Here is a 16,473-nt window from a genome sequence, read left to right on the forward strand (position 1 = left end):
TTGGATTGGGCCGTCCCGGCTGGCACCGCCGGACTTGCCGGGCGGCAATTTCTGCCGGTCCGCGACTCGGCCTCTCCCGGACGGCCCCGGCAGTCGCCTTCGCCACGCTCTGCGGCTATGGTCCGGCTCCATGTCCGATCCGATTCAGACCGCCCTGCATCATGTGAAGGCCGGCCGTTTGGCCGAGGCCGCCGCGATCTACCAGGCCCTGCTGCGGGCCGAGCCGCAGCGGGCCGACCTGCTGCATCAGTATGGCTTGCTGCATTATCGCGCCGGTCAGCCGGCGGAAGGTCTGAAATACCTGAAACAGGCCCTGGCCCTGAAACCTGATGCCGATTGCTGGCTGCATGCCGCGCTGCTGCATCTGACGCTGGGCCAGACCGCCGAAACCGAGAATGCCTATCGCCGCGCCCTGGAACTGCGGCCGGATTTCGCCGAGGCCCGCTTCAACCTAGCCAATCTGCTGAAGGATACCGGCGATTACGGCGCGGCCCAAACCGAATACCGGCTGTTGCTGCAGCAGCAGCCGGAGCATGTGCCGGCGCTGGTCAACATGGGGGTTGCCTGCGAACTCGGCGGCGATCTCGAAGCCGCGCTGGCGGCCTATCGCAAGGCCGCAAGCCTGCAACCCGATCTGCTTGTTGCACGGATGAATGCCGGCCTCGCGCTGCACAAGCTGCACCGTTTCCGCGAAGCCATCGAGACTCTGCGCATCGTGCTGAAGCAGGACGACACGCAGGTGGCCGCCCATATGGCAATCGGGCAATGCGCGCGCGAACTGAACGACCCCGCCACGGCCCTGGCCGCCTTCCGCCGCGCCGCCGAACTGGCACCCGACGATCCGCAGGTCAAAACCCTGCTTTCCGGCCTGCTCAGCGCACAGATTCCAGGCTGGCATTTCCCCATGCTGGCCGATACCGCGCGCAACGAGGCCTTTGCCGCCGCGCTGGACAAGGCCGTGCGGCCGGGCATGACCGTACTGGATATCGGCACCGGGTCCGGGTTGCTGGCCATGTTGGCCGCGCGTGCCGGCGCCAACCGCGTGGTTGCCTGCGAGGCCCATAGCCTGATCGCCGAAACCGCACAGGAAATCGTGGCTAAGAACGGGTTTGCCGACCGCATCGCCGTGATCGCGAAACGCTCGACCGAACTGGAACCGGCCCGCGACCTGCCGGCACCGGCCGATCTGGTGGTAGCGGAAGTTCTCGATGCCGGCCTGACCGGCGAAGGCATGCTGCCCACCATCCGCGACGCCTTGCGCCGCCTAGCCAAGCCGGGTGCCATCGTGATTCCGGCAGCAGCCCAACTGGTGGCGCAGGTGATGTGCCTGCCGAATCTGCGCGCGGTGAATCCGTTGCGCGAGATTTGCGGCTTCGACCTTTCGCCTTTCGATCGCTTCCGCAATCAGTCGGCCCATGGCGTGGTACGGCTGGACCATGAACCGCACGAAGCCTTGAGCGCCGTGCTGCCGGTCTGCCGGATTGACTTCGCCAATCCGCCCGACTGGGTGCAGCCCCGGCAGATGGCCTGGTCGGCGCCCATCCAGCAGGACGGCGCAGCGCAGGCCCTGGTCTTCTGGTTCGAACTCTGGCTCGACGACGACATCATGCTGTCCACCGGTCCGAATGGCGCCATGCGCCACTGGGGCCAGGCGGTGTGCTGGCTGCCGGAGGATCGGCCGGTGCAGGCCGGGCAGGCGCTGGACTTCCGTGTGACACTGGCCGACACCTATTTCGATTTCACGCCCGCTTGATATACCGCAAGGCTTCTTTAACGCCGCGACGTTAGAGTGATGATATGGCCTTGCCACCGAAACAGAGCCCCGGACCTGCAGCCGGCCGGCCGCCAGCCGGTACGCCGCCTCATGGCGCACCCCCGCGCCCGCTGGCGCCCAAAGCCGCACCATCGGGCGATGATGACGCCGCCGAGCAGGAAAAGCTCAGCCCCAGCGAACTCGATGAAACCACCCATGCGGAATTCCGCATGCTCTACGAGATCGCTGCCCAGAACGTGCTGTTCGCCAAGCGCCAGCAATGGCGCATGGTAGAGTATTTCACCCTGCTGGGACTGGCACTGGTAGCCATCGGCACGGCGATGCCGTTTGCCCCCGATGTGGCCCGCTTCGTTTCCGGGTTCCTGATTTTCGTCGGCGCGGTCAGCGTGACCGTGATCGTGATGCTGCAATCCTGGCAGGGCAACGAGCATGCCAAGATGGCCTATCTGGTCGGCGATTTCTCGAATCTGGCGCGCAGCGCGCTGCGCCGCAAACCGAAACTAAGCAGCGACCTGCACCGCTATTTCATCCTGCTGGTGATGCTGCTGTATATCGTCGTGCTGGATGTGGTGATTTTCCGCCTGCTTGGCGATATCGGCCGCTGACAGCCACTTTTGCTCACGCGAATCTGTAACTGTCCATAGCCAGCGCGCCCAGCGTGAAGCTGGCATGCAGGCGTTCGGCCGGCGCATCGGGCGTGGCCGCGCCCAACGCGACATACAGTGGCAGCAAATGTTCGTCGCTGGGATGGTTCACCGCCGCATGGGGCGCCTGGCGGCGATAATCCAGCAGGGCGGCATCATCGCGCGCAGTCAGCTTTTCCGCCATCCAGTCGGCGAAAGCCTGCGCCCAAGGTGCGATTTCGCCACGATCGGCGCGATCCAGCAGGCGCAGATTATGCGTGAGCGAGCCGGTGGCGAAGATCAGCACGCCTTCATCGCGCAACGGCGCCAGCGCGCGACCCAGCGCATAGTGATAGGCCGGGTCGCGATGCGACTGGATCGAAAGCTGCAGCACCGGGATATCAGCACCGGGATAGATCAGCTTGAGCGGAGACCAGGCGCCGTGATCGAGGCCGCGCTCGGGGTCAAGTTTGGCCGGGATGCCAGCCGCATCCAGCAACGCCTTGATCCGCGCGGCCAGCTCGGGCGCGCCAGGCGCGGGATAAAGCTGGCGATACAATGCCGGCGGAAACCCGTAAAAATCGTGGATGGTCTCGGGCCGCGATGTGGCGCCGACCTCCGGCGTCTCGGTTTCCCAGTGGGCCGAGACGGCCAGGATGGCTTTGGGCTGCGGCCAGTGCTGCGATGCCTGGCGCAGGAACTGATGCGCCGGCCGATCAGGCTCCAGCGTCAGCATGGGCGAGCCATGGCTGACGAATACAGACGGCAGGCGGGTCATCGGGATGCTCCTTCGGCGCGGCGCGGGAACGATCGCGCCTTGGAGCATCACCTATGACGCATGCGGCTGGGCCGCAAGACGTTACTTCGCGGTCACCAGCGAAGTGGCGCGAATGCGGGCCGCCGGCGCGGACCGGAACAGGCTGAACAGGCCGGCGAAAAAGCCCCGCGCGGCCTCGGCCCGCAACGCGCGGGCACGGGCGGCGTGGAATGCCATCTCTTCGGCGGAAATGTAGCGCGTCTGGGTGTTCGTCATGGGAAGGCCCTCCTCTGCTGGGTGGCTGAGAGGAAGGATAGGCGGCCGAGCGGTATTCATTAATACTGATTTATGGCAGTATTTATTGACTGAAATTCATAAATGAGCAGCCCATGAACCGCTATGGCGAAATGGAAGCCTTTGTCCAGGTGGTGGAATCCGGCGGTTTCACCGAAGCGGCCAGAAAGCTGCGCCTGACCCCGTCGGCGGTGAGCAAGCTGATCTCCCGGCTGGAAGACCGGCTGGGAGCGCGGCTGCTGCACCGGACCACGCGGCGGGTCAGCCTGACCGCCGAGGGCCGGGCCTATTTCGACGAACTGCGCGGCATCCTGGCCGAGATCGACGCGGTGGAGGCCAGCATCGGCGGCGCCGAGGCCGAGCCGCGTGGCCTGCTGCGCGTGAACGTGGCGCATGGCTTCGGCATGAGCCAGATCGTGCCCCTGGTGCCTGATTTCATCGCGCGGTATCCGCAGGTGCAGGTGCAGATCAGCTTCGACGACCATATCGTCGATCTTGTCTCCGCCGGCGAAGATGTCGGCATCCGGCTGGGCGTGCCGGGCGACGAATCCCTGATCGCGCGCAAGCTGGGCGATTACCGCCGCATGATCTGCGGCGCCGTCGGCTATTTCGAACGCTTCGGCGTGCCGCAGACGCCGGCCGACCTGGCGAACCACCGCGCCGTATTGAGCAACAACGTCGCCCTGCTGAATCACTGGCCGATGCGGTTTCCCGACGGCCATGTGGAGCGCGTGGCGATGCAGGGCGTCGTCGCCTCGAATTCCGGTGACGCGCTCTATCGCCTGCTGCTGGACGGCATGGGCCTTGGCTTCACCGCCGATTTCCTCTGCCACAAGGACATCGCCGCCGGCCGCCTGCGCACCGTGCTGGACGATTGCCTGGTGGATTCATCCTGGCCGATCTATGCCGTCTATCCGGCGCGCAAGCATCTGGCCGCGAAGGTGCGCGCCTTCGTCGACTTCCTAGTCGAACGCTTCTCGCCGCAGCCGCCCTGGATGATGAAGCAGCCAGCGACAGTTCAACCGGCGGCACGCAGCAAGGCCGCGATGTCGTCTGGAGTCTTGTCGAAAGCGCAGACGAAACGGTAGAGCCCGTCCGCCTCGCTCCAGGTATGGAACAAAGCGCCCTTGCCGCGCATCGCCGCCACCTTGTCGGCCGGCAGTTTCGCGAAGACCTCGTTGGCCTGCACCGGCCAGACGATCTCGGCGCCATTGATGCGGCCGAAGCCCTCGGCCAGTTCACGCGCCCGCGCATTGGCCTGACGGGCCAGTTTCAGCCACAGGCCATCCTGCAGCATGGCGAGCAACTGCACCGACAGGAAACGAGACTTGGAAAACAGATGCCCGCCACGCTTGCGGCGATACAGGAAGCTTTCGGCGAGTTCTGGCTTGAAGAATACTACCGCCTCCGCCGCCATCGCGCCGTTCTTGGTGGCGCCGAAACTCAGCACCTCGATGCCGGCGCGCCAGGTCAGATCCGCCGCCGAACAGTTCAACCCAGCCACCGCATTGGCAAACCGCGCGCCATCCATATGCAGGCGCAGGCCATGCGCGCGGCACAGATGCGCGATGGCGGCGACTTCGTCGGGTGAATAGACCGTGCCGGATTCCGTGGCCTGAGTCAGGCTGACGGCGGCGGGCTGGGGATGATGCTGCACGCCGCTCCAGCCCTGGGCGAGAACAGCCTCCAGCGTGGCGGGCATGAGCTTGCCCTGTTCGCCCGGCAGGCCGACCAGCTTGGCGCCACCGGTATAGAATTCCGGCGCGTTGCATTCGTCCACCATGATGTGGCTGTCCTGGTGGCAGTAGATCGCGCCATAGGGCGGCGCGATACAGGCCAGCGACAGCACGTTGGCCGCCGTGCCGGTACTGACCGGGAAGACGCGGCATTCGGTATCGAAGACACGCGAGAAAGCCGCATCCAGTTCGCTGCTGTGGATGTCTCCGCCATAGGCCGTGGCGTCGCCGCGATTGGCGTCACTCAGCGCCGCCATGATCTCGGGCGCCACGCCGGCCACATTGTCGCTTCTGAAATCCAGGCTGGGAGACGCCATAAGAAATCCTTTTTATGAGTCGGTCTGGAGGGGAAAGGGATCAAAACCGGATGCGTCGGCACGCGGGCGGAAGGCGCGCGGCGGCGCGGCACCAGCGGCATCCACCGCGCTGATCAGCCACAGCATGGCCGGGTCATAGATCATCGCGGCATCCTGCACTGACGGTTCGGCGCGGCCATTGGGATGGCTGTGCCAGTGGCCGAGGATTGTCTGCGGCCCGCCGGCTTCGCGCAGGCGACGCAACTCGGCCACATGCACGGCGGGATCGAGTTCGAATTCGCGCTCGGGCGAGACCGCCAGGTTGGCAGCCGGCACGATACGCTCGACAACAAGGCCGTTGCCTTCAGCGCGACCAACAAGCAGGGCGCAGGCTTCACGCGGAAAGGCCGCCGTCGCCAGTGCACCAAGCTCGGCCTGTTGCGCGGAGGTCAGCCGCAGCGGCATCACTTCTCGACTTGCACGGTCACGCTGCCCAGCGGTTTCAGCGTCTCGCCATCCAGCGCATAGAGCCGTTCGGTGCCATCCATCAGCCGCACCCGCAGGACGATGCGGTTGCCGGTGGCCAGCACATCGGCGACGCGGCTGTTCTTCGGCAGGGTGACGATCAGGTCCTCGACGCTGACGGCGCGCGGCGCGGATGGCGCCACGGTGGCGCTGCGTTTCGGCCCGCCGGTCATGATCAGCACCAGCAGCAGCACGGCCAGCCCGACGAAGATGATGCCCAGACCGATGACGACGGCCTTCAGCCACCGTATCCTTGTCGCCTCTTCCGCCGTCCTGTCCGTCATTCCGTCCGGTCCTGAAATTCGATGCCCGATCCATCCAGCCCGCAGATCCTGCCACCGGTGCCGCCCGAGGCCGCCGGCGAGCGGCTGGATCGCTATCTGGCCTCTGCCCTGGCCGGCGGCACGGAGGATTTCTCCCGCTCGCGCCTGAAGAACCTGATCCTCGACGGTCATGTCCGCGAGGGCGGGGCGACGATAACCGACCCCTCGCGCAAGATCAAACCGGGCGAAATCTATGCGGTGGCCCAGCCGGCGGCGGTGGCCGCCGAACCGCAGGCCCAGGATATCCCGCTCAACATCGTTTATGAGGACGATCAGCTGATCGTGGTGGACAAGCCCGCCGGCCTGGTGGTGCATCCGGCGCCCGGCAATCCCGAACGCACGCTGGTGAACGCCCTGCTGCATCATTGCGGCGACAGCCTGTCGGGCATCGGCGGCGTGAAGCGGCCCGGCATCGTGCATCGCATCGACAAGGACACGTCAGGCCTGGTGGTGGCCGCCAAAACCGACCGCGCGCATCACGCGCTGGCCGCACTGTTTGCCACGCACGACATCGAGCGCAGCTATGACGCGCTGGTCTGGGGCCATCCCAATCCCCTGCAGGGCACAATCGAGGGCGCCATCGGCCGCGACCCGAAGGATCGCAAGCGCATGGCCATCGTGACGCGCGGCGGCAAACCGGCAGTGACCCATTACGCCACCAGCAGGATGATCTTCGATGGCAAGGGCCAGCCGGTCTGTGCCCTGGTGCGCTGTACGCTGGAAACCGGCCGCACCCACCAGATCCGCGTGCACATGACGGCCAAGGGCAACGCGCTGATCGGCGACCCGGTTTATGGCCGCAACCGCAGCCTGCAGCGTTTCCAGCTGGGCGAGCCGGCCCGTGCGGCGCTGGCCGGTTTCAAACGCCAGGCCCTGCATGCCGCCACGCTGGGTTTCCGCCATCCGGTCAGCGGCAAGGCCCTGCGCTTCGAAAGCCCGCTGCCGGAGGATTTCGCCGCCCTGCTGAAAGTGCTGTCCAGCCAACGCAACACGCCGCGGTGAGCCATTATTTGTAAGCCCATGAATTTCATGGGATAATTAAGTTTTCGGTGTGACGGCCGGCACAAACCGGCCAGCCGCGCCGCACTTCCGCCGCAATCCGCCGCTTCCCTCATTGCAAATGAAAGACAGGGCACCCATTTCAGATACCGAACCGGGCGAGAGTCGCAGACCAGCCCCGGACGGGGGAGTTTCCAGATCAATGAGTACCGCAGCCAGCCTACCCGTATTGTCCTCGGCCGAGGGCGGCCTTGCCCGCTACCTGGCCGAAATCCGCCGCTTCCCCATGCTGGAGCCGCAGGAGGAGTTCATGCTGGCCAAGGCCTGGCGCGACCGCGGTGACGTGGAAGCCGCGCACAAGCTGGTGACCAGCCATCTGCGCCTGGTGGCCAAGATCGCCATGGGCTATCGCGGCTATGGCCTGCCGGTGGGCGAACTGATCGCCGAAGGCAATGTCGGCATGATGCAGGCAGTGAAGCGCTTTGACCCCGACAAGGGCTTCCGTCTTTCGACCTATGCCATGTGGTGGATTCGCGCCTCGATCCAGGAATACATCCTGCGTTCGTGGTCGCTGGTGAAGATCGGCACGACGGCCGCGCAGAAGAAGCTGTTCTTCAACCTGCGCCGCCTGCGCGGCCAGATGAAGGCGATCGAAGGCGGCCAGCTCACGCCCGATCAGGTCGAGAAGATCGCCACCCAGCTCAACGTGCCGCAGGACGAAGTGATCACCATGGATCGCCGCCTGGCGGCGCCCGATCATTCGCTGAACGCACCCCTGCGCGGCGACGAGGAAGGCAGCAGCGAGTGGCAGGACTGGCTGGTGGATGAGACCCCCAACCAGGAAGCGCGCCTGGCCGAAGGCGATGAATACGACAGCCGCAAGGCCCTGCTGGCCGCGGCGATGAAGGATCTGAACGAGCGCGAGCGCGATATCCTGGTGCAGCGCCGCCTGACCGAGGAACCGACCACGCTGGAAGACCTGTCGGCGCGCTATGGCATCAGCCGCGAGCGCGTGCGCCAGATCGAGGTGCGGGCCTTCGAGAAGCTGCAGAAGGCGGTGCGGACCGCCGCCGCCGAACAGGGCATGAATGGCGGCGCGGTCAGCCCGGGCTTTTCCTCACCGGCCTGAACGATCCATCCCGCCTCAGTTATCCCAGTCGGGATCGTCGTCGTTCATCCCCGGCGCCGGCGGATCGAAATCCAGCATGTCGTAAACCGACGCCGCCGGCACGGATTGCAGCCAGATTGCGGGCTCCTTGCCCTTGCGCAGCCAGTCCAGGTTCTGCCGGGCCGATCCGGTCGGCGCCAGCAGCACGGATGGCACGGCCGGCACGCTGTTGCGCGCGACATACCGCTCGCATTCATGGCGGATCGCGGTGGCTAGCGTCTGCGCCAGCTTGCGCAGGATGGTGATGTCGCGCTCGCTCCATTCACCGGCGGAATCATACCGTTCGCAGCGGAAGATGGCGGCGGGCTGATTCTTGTTGTCGACCAGCAGCAGATCGAGCCGCGCGGAGACCTCCGCCGGCATGGCATTCTCATGCTCCAGCACCGGGGCATCATCGGTGGTCAGCGACGCCAGACCTTCCGAGGCCGCCTTCACATAGGCATTGGTGGCCGAACGCGGGATAATCGCGCCTTCGTGGAAGCGGCCTTCCCGAGCATCCAGCAGGCGCTGGCAGACCAGATTGCCGCTGTCGTCGAAAAACCAGATGCTGACCCGGCTGACCTGGGCCACCTCGACGGCATCGAGGCAGATCGCCTCGCACAGAACCGACATGGCGTTTTCGCCGATGCTGTATAGGGCGGCTTCCTGGGTTCTGAGCATGGGGCACTCCGGGGCAAAGGGCTGTTGCGGCCACTTTCCTCTGGCGCCCCGGCAGACGGTAGTTAAGGGTCGATAATGGCGGCCTTAAGATTCGATAACCTGGCGCGGCATCCGAATACCGCCGTAATCAGCGCCACCGAATCCCGGCCGATCAATCCTCGAAGGGATCCTTCATCAGGATGGTGTCCTCGCGCTCGGGCGAGGTGGAGAGCAAGGCCACCGGCGCGCCGATCAGCTCCTCGATGCGGCGCACGTATTTCACCGCCGTCGCGGGCAGGTCGACCCAGGAACGCGCGCCCCGCGTGGTTTCGGACCAGCCTTCCATCGTCTCGTAGACCGGCTTGGCGGCGGCCTGGTCCGACATCGAAGCGGGGAAATAATCCAGCACCTTGCCGTTCACCTCGTAGCCGACGCAGAGCTTGATCTCCTTCAGGCCATCCAGCACGTCGAGCTTGGTGAGCGCGATGCCGTGGATGCCGTTCAGCTTCACCGTCTGGCGCACCAGCACGGCGTCGAACCAGCCGCAGCGGCGCTTGCGCCCGGTGACGACGCCGAATTCATGGCCCTTCTCGCCCAGCCACTGGCCGATCTCGTCGGTCAGTTCGGTGGGGAACGGGCCTTCGCCGACGCGTGTGGTGTAGGCTTTCACGATGCCGAGGATATAGCCCAGCGAACCCGGGCCCAGGCCCGAGCCGGCCGCTGCCGAACCGGCCATCGTGTTGGACGAGGTGACATAGGGATAGGTGCCGTGATCGACATCGAGCAGCGAGCCCTGCGCACCCTCGAACAGGATGCGCTTGCCGGCGCGGCGTGCCTCGTCCAGGTCGCGCCACACGGGCGCGGCATAGGGCAGGATCTTCGCACCGATCTCGCCAAGCTGCCGGAGCAATTCCTCACGGTCCACCGGGCCCACGCCGAAACCGCGGCGCAGCGCATTGTGATGCGCCAGCAGGCCATCGACCTTGCGGCCCAGCGTCGCCTTGTCGGCCAGGTCGCAGATGCGGATGGCGCGGCGGCCCGCCTTATCCTCATAGGCCGGACCGATACCGCGTCGCGTGGTGCCGATCTTCACGCCGCCATCGGTGGCATCCTCGCGCAGACCATCGAGTTCGCGATGCAGCGGCAGGATCAGCGCGGCATTGTCGGCGACCTTCAGGTTATGCTCGCCGATTTCCACGCCCTGGCCGCGCAGCTTGTCGATCTCGGCGAACAGCGCCCAGGGATCGACCACCACGCCGTTGCCGATCACCGCCAGCTTGTTCCGGCGCACGATGCCCGAAGGCAGCAGCGACAGCTTGTAGACGTTGTTGCCGATCACCAGCGTATGGCCGGCATTGTGACCACCCTGGAAGCGCACCACCACATCGGCGCGCAGGCTCAGCCAGTCGACGATCTTGCCCTTGCCTTCGTCGCCCCACTGGGCGCCGACCACGACGACGTTGCTCATCTCAAGAACCCTTCAAGACAGAAAATTCAAACCGGCTGGACGGCCGTGCCGTCCCACCAATGGCTGCAGCCGGCGGCTTTCGCGGCTTTTTTCACGTCATCCGCAACCGGCTCCAGCGCGGCCCAGATGGCATGGCCCTGGGCCCGCAGCCTGGCGCCGGCAGAGCGTGGCGTGCCGAACGGCAGGTATACGATCTGCGGTGCCTGACGCGCCGGCAGGGCGCGCATCACACTGTCGAGGTACAGCGTGAACCCGGTCGCTGCCTCGCCGGCGGGCGTGTTGTACCGGCCGCCGCGGCCCAGTTCGCCACGCACGTTGCGGGCAAACAGCGTGAAGGCGATGCCGGTATGGTATTCAAAGCCGCGGAACTCGCCGGGATCCAGCGTGACCAGCAGATCAGGCGCCGCGGCCGAGACTTCGCGCACCAAAGCATCGAGATCGGCGACGATCCGTGCCGCCGCCGGCGGCAGTTTGAGTTTCTGCAGGCCATCCAGCGCTGCCCGTGCCGGACCAGCCAGCGGCAGCAGTTTCAGCAGCGTGGGGGCAGCCGCGCCAGCGGCCTCTTTCAGTTCGGCGGCATCCTTGCGGTCCAGCGCGCGGCGCGCGGCGCGGGCCTGTTTCGGCTCCAGGCCATGGGCCTCCATGATCGCCGGCGCCAGCAGGGGCTGGGTGATGTCCAGCGACAGGCCGCTGACGCCCAATGATGCCACCGCTTCCGCCGCCAGCACGGCAACTTCCACATCGGCAGCCAGCGCCGTCGATCCGATCAGCTCCACGCCGGCCTGGGCGAACTGGCGTTCGGGCCGCAGCTGGGTGCCGCGCACGCGCAGCACCTGGCCGGCATAGGCCAGACGCAACGGGCGAACCGAATCCTTCAGCCGTGTGGCGGCAATGCGTGCCACCTGCATGGTGATGTCGGTGCGCAGGCCCATCATGCGCTGCGAAACCGGGTCCATGACGCGGAACATTTGGCCCGCCAGGTCGGCACCTGATCCGGCCAGCAGGGTTTCCTCGAACTCGATCAGCGGCGGCTTGACGCGGGCATAACCATGCGCGGCGAAGGCGGCCAGCAGGCTTTCGCTGGCCTGGGCCTCCCATTCGGCGCGCGGCGGCAGAACATCGCGCAGGCCAGCCGGCAACAGGCCGGCAGCCGCACTGTTCTCTCCCTCGCTCGCTGGACTGCGTCCGCGCGGTGCCATATCCGATCGCTCTCCGGCTTACTTGTGCTTGAAGGCGGCTTTGCGCTTCTCGGCGAACGCGCTCATGCCTTCCTTCTGGTCTTCGGTGGCAAAGGTCGAATGGAAGATGCGCCGCTCGAAGCGGATGCCTTCGGCCAGGGTGGTCTCGTAGGCGCGGTTTACCGCTTCCTTGGCGATCATCACGATCGGACGCGACAGCGAGCATATCTTCTCGGCCGCCTTGAAGGCCTCGTTCAGCAGCTCGGCGGCAGGCACCACGCGACTGACCAGACCCGAACGTTCCGCTTCCACCGCATCCATCATGCGGGCGGTGAGGCACATTTCCATCGCCTTCGACTTGCCAACGAAACGGGTGAGGCGCTGGGTGCCGCCAGCACCCGGAATGGTGCCGAGATTGATTTCCGGCTGGCCGAATTTAGCGGTGTCGGCGGCAATGATGAAATCGCACATCATCGCCAGCTCGCAGCCGCCGCCCAGGGCAAAACCGGCCACCGCTGCGATCACCGGCTTGCGGCAGGTAGTGACACGCTCCCAGTTCTTGGTGATGAAGTCTTCCTTGTAGACGTCCATATAGGTCTTGGACATCATCTCCTTGATATCGGCGCCAGCGGCGAAAGCCTTTTCCGAACCGGTGATGATGATGCAGCCGATGGCATCGTCGGCCTCGAAAACATCCAGGGCCTGTGCCATTTCGGCGACCAGGCCGGCGCTCAGGGCATTCAGCGCCTGCGGCCGGTTCAGCGTGATCAGACCGACCTGGCCACGGGTTTCCACCAGGATGTTTTCATACGCCATGACTGTTTCCTCGTTCTTCTCTGAATTCTCTGGGTTTTATTGATTGGGCAGCAGCTCGAAGCGCACGATGAGCGCGCCGTCGCGGCCGGTGAAGCTGATGCGAAGCTGTTCGTTTTCGCGCCGGTAACGCTCCGCCCCCGCATTCTGCCAGCCAAGCTGCGGCAGGGTGGCGGCGTAGAACTGGCGGACGGCCGCGGCCGTGACCGCCCCCTTGGCCTCGGTATTGGCAATGCGACCCGACGGTTTGTCGAACACCGTGGCGGCCTCGGGGCTTTCGGCCAGGCCAGGCATCAGGGGCACGTCCTCGGCGATGGACAGAAAACCGGCGGCGGCCCGGGCGTCACCAATCAGGGCGCCGGAAACCAGAAGATGGCCTGAGCTTGCACGAAGCCCCGCCAGCGACAGACCGCCGGAGCCAAGGCCCAGGACGACGAGTGCAGCTAGCGCCGGGACCGGGAAAAATCTCCAGCCGGGGCGGAACATGGCCGGGAATTTGGCAGGTCGGGGCGGGTTTTGGAAGTGCCGGGATGCGCCCGAATCGACCCCGGAAAACCGCTACTTCTGGCAGCGGCCACAATAGAAGGTGGAGCGCCCGGATTGCACGATGCGCTTGATGGGCGCGCCGCAGGCCTGGCAGGGCTCGCCCTCGTGGTCATAAACCCGGAACCGGGTCTGGAAATAGCCCAGTTCGCCATCCGACTGGACGTAATCACGCAAGGACGAACCGCCCGCCTTGATGGCCTCGCGCAGCACGGCCTTGATCGCCTGCACCAGCTTGGCCAGCTTCTCGGGCTTGACGCTGCCCGCCAGCCGTTTCGGGTCGATGCCGGCGCGAAACAGCGCCTCGCAGACATAGATATTGCCCAGGCCGGCCACCACGGTCTGGTCCAGCAGGGCAGCCTTCATCGGGGCTTTTTTGCCCTTCAGGGCGGCAGTCAGCACCGCCGGCGTGAAGGCATCGTCCAGCGGTTCGGGCCCCAGGCCTTTCAGCAGGCGGTGCTCGGCCAGTTTGCCGGCCGGCACCAGATCCATCATGCCAAAGCGGCGGGCATCGTTGAAGGTGGCGGCCCAGCCTTCGTCGGTGGCGAAAATCACGTGATCATGCGGGCCGATATCATTGGGCCAGCCGGCCCGCAGCACCATGCGCCCCGACATGCCCAGATGAATGATCCAGACCAGGCCGCCTTCCAGGCGGATGAGGATGTATTTCGCCCGGCGCTCCAGGGCTTCCACCCGGCGGCCCAGGATGGTTTTGGTGAAATTCTTTGGCAGGGGGAAACGCAGGTCGGGCCGGCGGGCCTCGATACGGGTGATGCGCCGGCCTTCCAGCTTGAGCGCCAATCCGCGGCGCGTGGTTTCCACTTCAGGCAATTCGGGCATTCCGCGGATCCTCTGGGCTGTCTCTATACCGTGACGGCCCCATTTCGGCTATGGTCGGCCCCACCATGACCGATCCGACCCAACCGACTGAAAACACTTCGGGAAACCAGACCCATTTCGGCTTCCAGACCGTGCCGGAAACCGAAAAGGCCAGGCTGGTGCGCGGCGTGTTCGATTCGGTGGCCGGCAATTACGACCTGATGAACGACGTGATGTCGGGCGGCATCCATCGCCTGTGGAAGGCGGCCATGATCGACTGGCTGAGCCCGCGCGGCGAGATGACCGTACTCGACCTGGCCGGCGGCACGGGCGACATCGCCTTCCGCATCGTCGAGCGCGCGCCGAAGGCCCGCGTGGTGGTGGCCGACATCAATGCCGCCATGCTGGAACAGGGCCGCAACCGCGCCATCGATACCGGCGCGCAGCATCCCGCCCGCCTGCGCAACCTGAGCTGGGCCTGCATGGATGCCGAGAAGCTGGCCCTGCCCGATCGCTCTGTGGATGCCTATACCATCGCCTTTGGCATCCGCAACGTAACCCATATCGATGCTGCCCTGCGCGAAGCCTTTCGCGTGCTGAAGCCCGGCGGGCGTTTCCTGTGCCTGGAATTCTCGGCCGTGCGCAACCCGGCGCTGACGAAGCTTTATGATGTCTACAGCTTCAACCTGCTGCCCAAACTGGGCGGCCTGATCGCGAAGGACGAAGATTCCTACCGCTATCTGGTGGAAAGCATCCGACGCTTCCCGGATCAGGAGCGTTTCGCCGCCATGATCACCGAGGCCGGTTTCGGCAACGTGATGGTGCGCGACCTCACCGGCGGCATCGCCGCCCTGCATTCGGCCCGCCGCATCTGAGCTACGCAGGATCACCATTGCCGTGCTGACCGACCTGCGCCACCTGCTTCGTCTGTTCGCCATCGGCCGCTGCTTCGCGCGGCAGGATGCGCTGTTCCTCCTGCGCGATGCACCGGTCGGCGGCGGCCGCAGCATGCTGGGCCTGTTCCAGACCCTGTTCGGCCGGCGGCGGCCGAACCTGCGCGAGGGCGAGCGGCTGGCCGCGGCCCTGGGCGAGCTGGGCCCCAGCTTCATCAAGCTGGGCCAGGTGCTGTCCGTGCGGCCAGATCTGGTTGGCGCGGCACTGGCCGAGGATCTGGGCCGGCTGCGCGACAAGCTGCCGCCATTTTCCTGGGTCGAGGCGAAGGCGGTGATCGAGGCCGAACTGGGCGCGCCGGTCGATGCGCTATTTGCGCATATCGAGACCGAACCGGTGGCCGCCGCCAGCGTGGCGCAGGTGCATCTGGCCGAAACCAGCGATGGCCGCGCGGTGGCCGTGAAGGTGCTTCGCCCTGGCGTGGAAGAGGCTTTCGCCCGCGATCTTGCCCTGTTCGCCTGGCTGGCCGAAACCGCCGAGCAGCGTGTGGCGGGCATGGAGCGCCTGCGGCCGCGGGATGTGGTGACCAGCTTGCGTGACTGGGTGGCGATTGAACTGGATTTGCGGCTGGAGGCGGCAGCCGCCAGCGAATTGCGTGACAATTTCCGCGACGATCCGGATGTGCTGGTGCCGGCCATCGACTGGCAGCGTACGGCACGCCGGGTGATGACCGTGGATCGCATTCGCGGCCTGCCGATCGAGGATCGTGCGGCGTTGCAGGAAGCGGGGCTAGACCTGCACGAACTGGCAGCGCGGGTGATCCGTGTTTTCCTCAAGCAGGCTTTGCGCGACGGCTATTTCCACGCCGACATGCATCACGGCAACCTGTTTGTCTCGCCCGAGCAGGGCGGGCGATTGGAGCTGGTGGATTTCGGCATCATGGGCCGGCTCGACATGAAGACCCGGCGCTTCATGGCCGAGATGCTGGGCGCTTTCCTGACCGGCAACTGGCGACGTGCGGCAGAAGTGCATTTCGAGGCCGGCTATGTGCCGGCCGACCGTGACGTGGACGCGTTTGCCCAGGCCTGCCGCTCGATCGGCGAACCGATCCTGGACCGGCCGGTGACCGAGATTTCGATCGGCCGCCTGCTGGCGCAGTTGTTCCAGATCACCGAGACCTTCGGCATGCGCACGCAGACCCATCTGCTGCTGCTGCAGAAAACCATGGTCACGGTAGAGGGGGTGGCCCGCAGCCTTGATCCGGAGATCAATTTCTGGGAAGTGGCGCGGCCAGTGATCGAGGACTGGGCTCGCGAGAATCTCGCCCCCGCGGCGAGGCTGCGCGAGATGGCTGACAGCCTGACCGACACGCTGCGCCGCCTGCCCGCCATTCTGGATGGGCTTGAGGCGCTGGCGCAGACAGGGGCGACGGCAGCGCCGACGGCAGGCGGTCTCGTGCTCAGCGCGGAGAGCGTTACTCGGCTGGCCGAAGCCCAAGCCGCAGCGACAGCAAAGCGGCAGCGGCCGCTGTTGTGGAGCCTGTGGGTCGGCATCGCCTTGCTGCTGGCCGCCCTGCTGCTGGATTAAGGCCCAGACCCGCCGGCGAAAAAAGAAAGGGGCCGGTTTC

Annotated in this window: 18 protein-coding genes; 7 read left to right on the forward strand and 11 right to left on the reverse strand. The window is 65.8% G+C overall.

The annotated features are described in order from the left end of the window. The first annotated feature begins 130 nt into the window (after positions 1-130). Together ACE3OO_RS06615 and ACE3OO_RS06620 are read left to right on the forward strand one after the other, a co-directional pair. The gene (locus tag ACE3OO_RS06615) at positions 131-1,753 is read left to right on the forward strand and encodes a tetratricopeptide repeat protein (protein ID WP_374301030.1); all 1,623 of its coding nucleotides are present in this window, start codon (positions 131-133) and stop codon (positions 1,751-1,753) included. Positions 1,754-1,797: 44 nt separating this feature from the next. Next, positions 1,798-2,379, forward strand: a complete 582-nt coding sequence (locus ACE3OO_RS06620; protein WP_374301031.1) for a hypothetical protein — start codon at positions 1,798-1,800, stop codon at positions 2,377-2,379. Between the two features lie 13 nt (positions 2,380-2,392). Here ACE3OO_RS06620 and ACE3OO_RS06625 read toward each other — a convergent pair whose 3' ends face one another. Together ACE3OO_RS06625 and ACE3OO_RS06630 are read right to left on the reverse strand one after the other, a co-directional pair. Further along, positions 2,393-3,175 carry a class III extradiol ring-cleavage dioxygenase gene (locus ACE3OO_RS06625; protein WP_374301033.1) on the reverse strand — a complete coding sequence of 261 codons (783 nt, stop codon included), beginning with the start codon at positions 3,173-3,175 and terminating at the stop codon, positions 2,393-2,395. A gap of 81 nt (positions 3,176-3,256) precedes the next feature. Continuing rightward, on the reverse strand, positions 3,257-3,430 hold the full coding sequence (locus ACE3OO_RS06630; RefSeq protein ID WP_374301035.1) for a hypothetical protein: 174 nt from the start codon (positions 3,428-3,430) through the stop codon (positions 3,257-3,259). 113 nt (positions 3,431-3,543) lie between these two features. On the opposite strand from ACE3OO_RS06630, the gene ACE3OO_RS06635 reads away from it, so the two are divergent. Continuing rightward, positions 3,544-4,536 carry a LysR family transcriptional regulator gene (locus tag ACE3OO_RS06635; protein ID WP_374301036.1) on the forward strand — a complete coding sequence of 331 codons (993 nt, stop codon included), beginning with the start codon at positions 3,544-3,546 and terminating at the stop codon, positions 4,534-4,536. Here the strand turns inward: ACE3OO_RS06635 and ACE3OO_RS06640 are convergent. Genes ACE3OO_RS06640 through ACE3OO_RS06650 form a run of 3 tightly spaced genes read right to left on the reverse strand, consistent with a single transcriptional unit; the run spans position 4,467 to position 6,289 of the window. Next, positions 4,467-5,501, reverse strand: a complete 1,035-nt coding sequence (locus tag ACE3OO_RS06640; protein WP_374301038.1) for a low specificity L-threonine aldolase — start codon at positions 5,499-5,501, stop codon at positions 4,467-4,469. The genes ACE3OO_RS06635 and ACE3OO_RS06640 overlap by 70 nt on opposite strands. Before the next feature lie 12 nt (positions 5,502-5,513). Beyond that, entirely contained in the window at positions 5,514-5,945 is a 432-nt protein-coding gene (locus tag ACE3OO_RS06645; protein ID WP_374301040.1) for a M67 family metallopeptidase, read from the reverse strand. Continuing rightward, positions 5,945-6,289, reverse strand: coding sequence for a hypothetical protein (locus ACE3OO_RS06650; protein WP_374301042.1), 345 nt, complete (start codon positions 6,287-6,289; stop codon positions 5,945-5,947). Before ACE3OO_RS06650 ends, ACE3OO_RS06645 begins: the two co-directional genes overlap by 1 nt. Positions 6,290-6,310: 21 nt before the next feature. On the opposite strand from ACE3OO_RS06650, the gene ACE3OO_RS06655 reads away from it, so the two are divergent. Continuing rightward, positions 6,311-7,330, forward strand: a complete 1,020-nt coding sequence (locus ACE3OO_RS06655) for an RluA family pseudouridine synthase (protein WP_374301044.1) — start codon at positions 6,311-6,313, stop codon at positions 7,328-7,330. Between the two features lie 199 nt (positions 7,331-7,529). Continuing rightward, on the forward strand, positions 7,530-8,456 hold the full coding sequence (rpoH, locus tag ACE3OO_RS06660; protein ID WP_374301046.1) for an RNA polymerase sigma factor RpoH: 927 nt from the start codon (positions 7,530-7,532) through the stop codon (positions 8,454-8,456). Between the two features lie 15 nt (positions 8,457-8,471). Here rpoH and ACE3OO_RS06665 read toward each other — a convergent pair whose 3' ends face one another. The 6 genes from ACE3OO_RS06665 to mutM form a co-directional block, all read right to left on the reverse strand. Continuing rightward, positions 8,472-9,155, reverse strand: a complete 684-nt coding sequence (locus tag ACE3OO_RS06665; protein ID WP_374301048.1) for a GAF domain-containing protein — start codon at positions 9,153-9,155, stop codon at positions 8,472-8,474. A gap of 151 nt (positions 9,156-9,306) precedes the next feature. Further along, positions 9,307-10,602 (reverse strand): adenylosuccinate synthase, encoded by a 1,296-nt coding sequence (locus ACE3OO_RS06670; RefSeq protein ID WP_374301051.1) that lies wholly within the window; start codon positions 10,600-10,602, stop codon positions 9,307-9,309. Positions 10,603-10,628: 26 nt separating this feature from the next. Further along, positions 10,629-11,801, reverse strand: coding sequence for an ATP phosphoribosyltransferase regulatory subunit (locus ACE3OO_RS06675; protein WP_374301053.1), 1,173 nt, complete (start codon positions 11,799-11,801; stop codon positions 10,629-10,631). An 18-nt stretch (positions 11,802-11,819) separates the two neighbouring features. Beyond that, positions 11,820-12,596, reverse strand: a complete 777-nt coding sequence (locus ACE3OO_RS06680; RefSeq protein WP_374301055.1) for an enoyl-CoA hydratase — start codon at positions 12,594-12,596, stop codon at positions 11,820-11,822. 36 nt (positions 12,597-12,632) lie between these two features. Further along, positions 12,633-13,079: a hypothetical protein gene (locus ACE3OO_RS06685; RefSeq protein ID WP_374301057.1), complete on the reverse strand. Its 447-nt coding sequence runs from the start codon at positions 13,077-13,079 to the stop codon at positions 12,633-12,635. Positions 13,080-13,151: 72 nt separating this feature from the next. Further along, positions 13,152-13,976 (reverse strand): bifunctional DNA-formamidopyrimidine glycosylase/DNA-(apurinic or apyrimidinic site) lyase, encoded by an 825-nt coding sequence (gene mutM, locus ACE3OO_RS06690; RefSeq protein ID WP_374301058.1) that lies wholly within the window; start codon positions 13,974-13,976, stop codon positions 13,152-13,154. Positions 13,977-14,041: 65 nt separating this feature from the next. Here mutM and ubiE point away from each other — a divergent pair, with 65 nt between their 5' ends. After that, positions 14,042-14,830, forward strand: a complete 789-nt coding sequence (gene ubiE, locus ACE3OO_RS06695) for a bifunctional demethylmenaquinone methyltransferase/2-methoxy-6-polyprenyl-1,4-benzoquinol methylase UbiE (protein ID WP_374301060.1) — start codon at positions 14,042-14,044, stop codon at positions 14,828-14,830. A gap of 22 nt (positions 14,831-14,852) precedes the next feature. Then, the gene (ubiB, locus tag ACE3OO_RS06700) at positions 14,853-16,433 is read left to right on the forward strand and encodes a 2-polyprenylphenol 6-hydroxylase (protein WP_374301063.1); all 1,581 of its coding nucleotides are present in this window, start codon (positions 14,853-14,855) and stop codon (positions 16,431-16,433) included. Positions 16,434-16,473 lie beyond the last annotated feature (40 nt).

It is taken from the genome of Ferrovibrio sp., assembly GCF_041906005.1.
Taxonomy (GTDB): Bacteria; Pseudomonadota; Alphaproteobacteria; order Ferrovibrionales; family Ferrovibrionaceae; genus Ferrovibrio.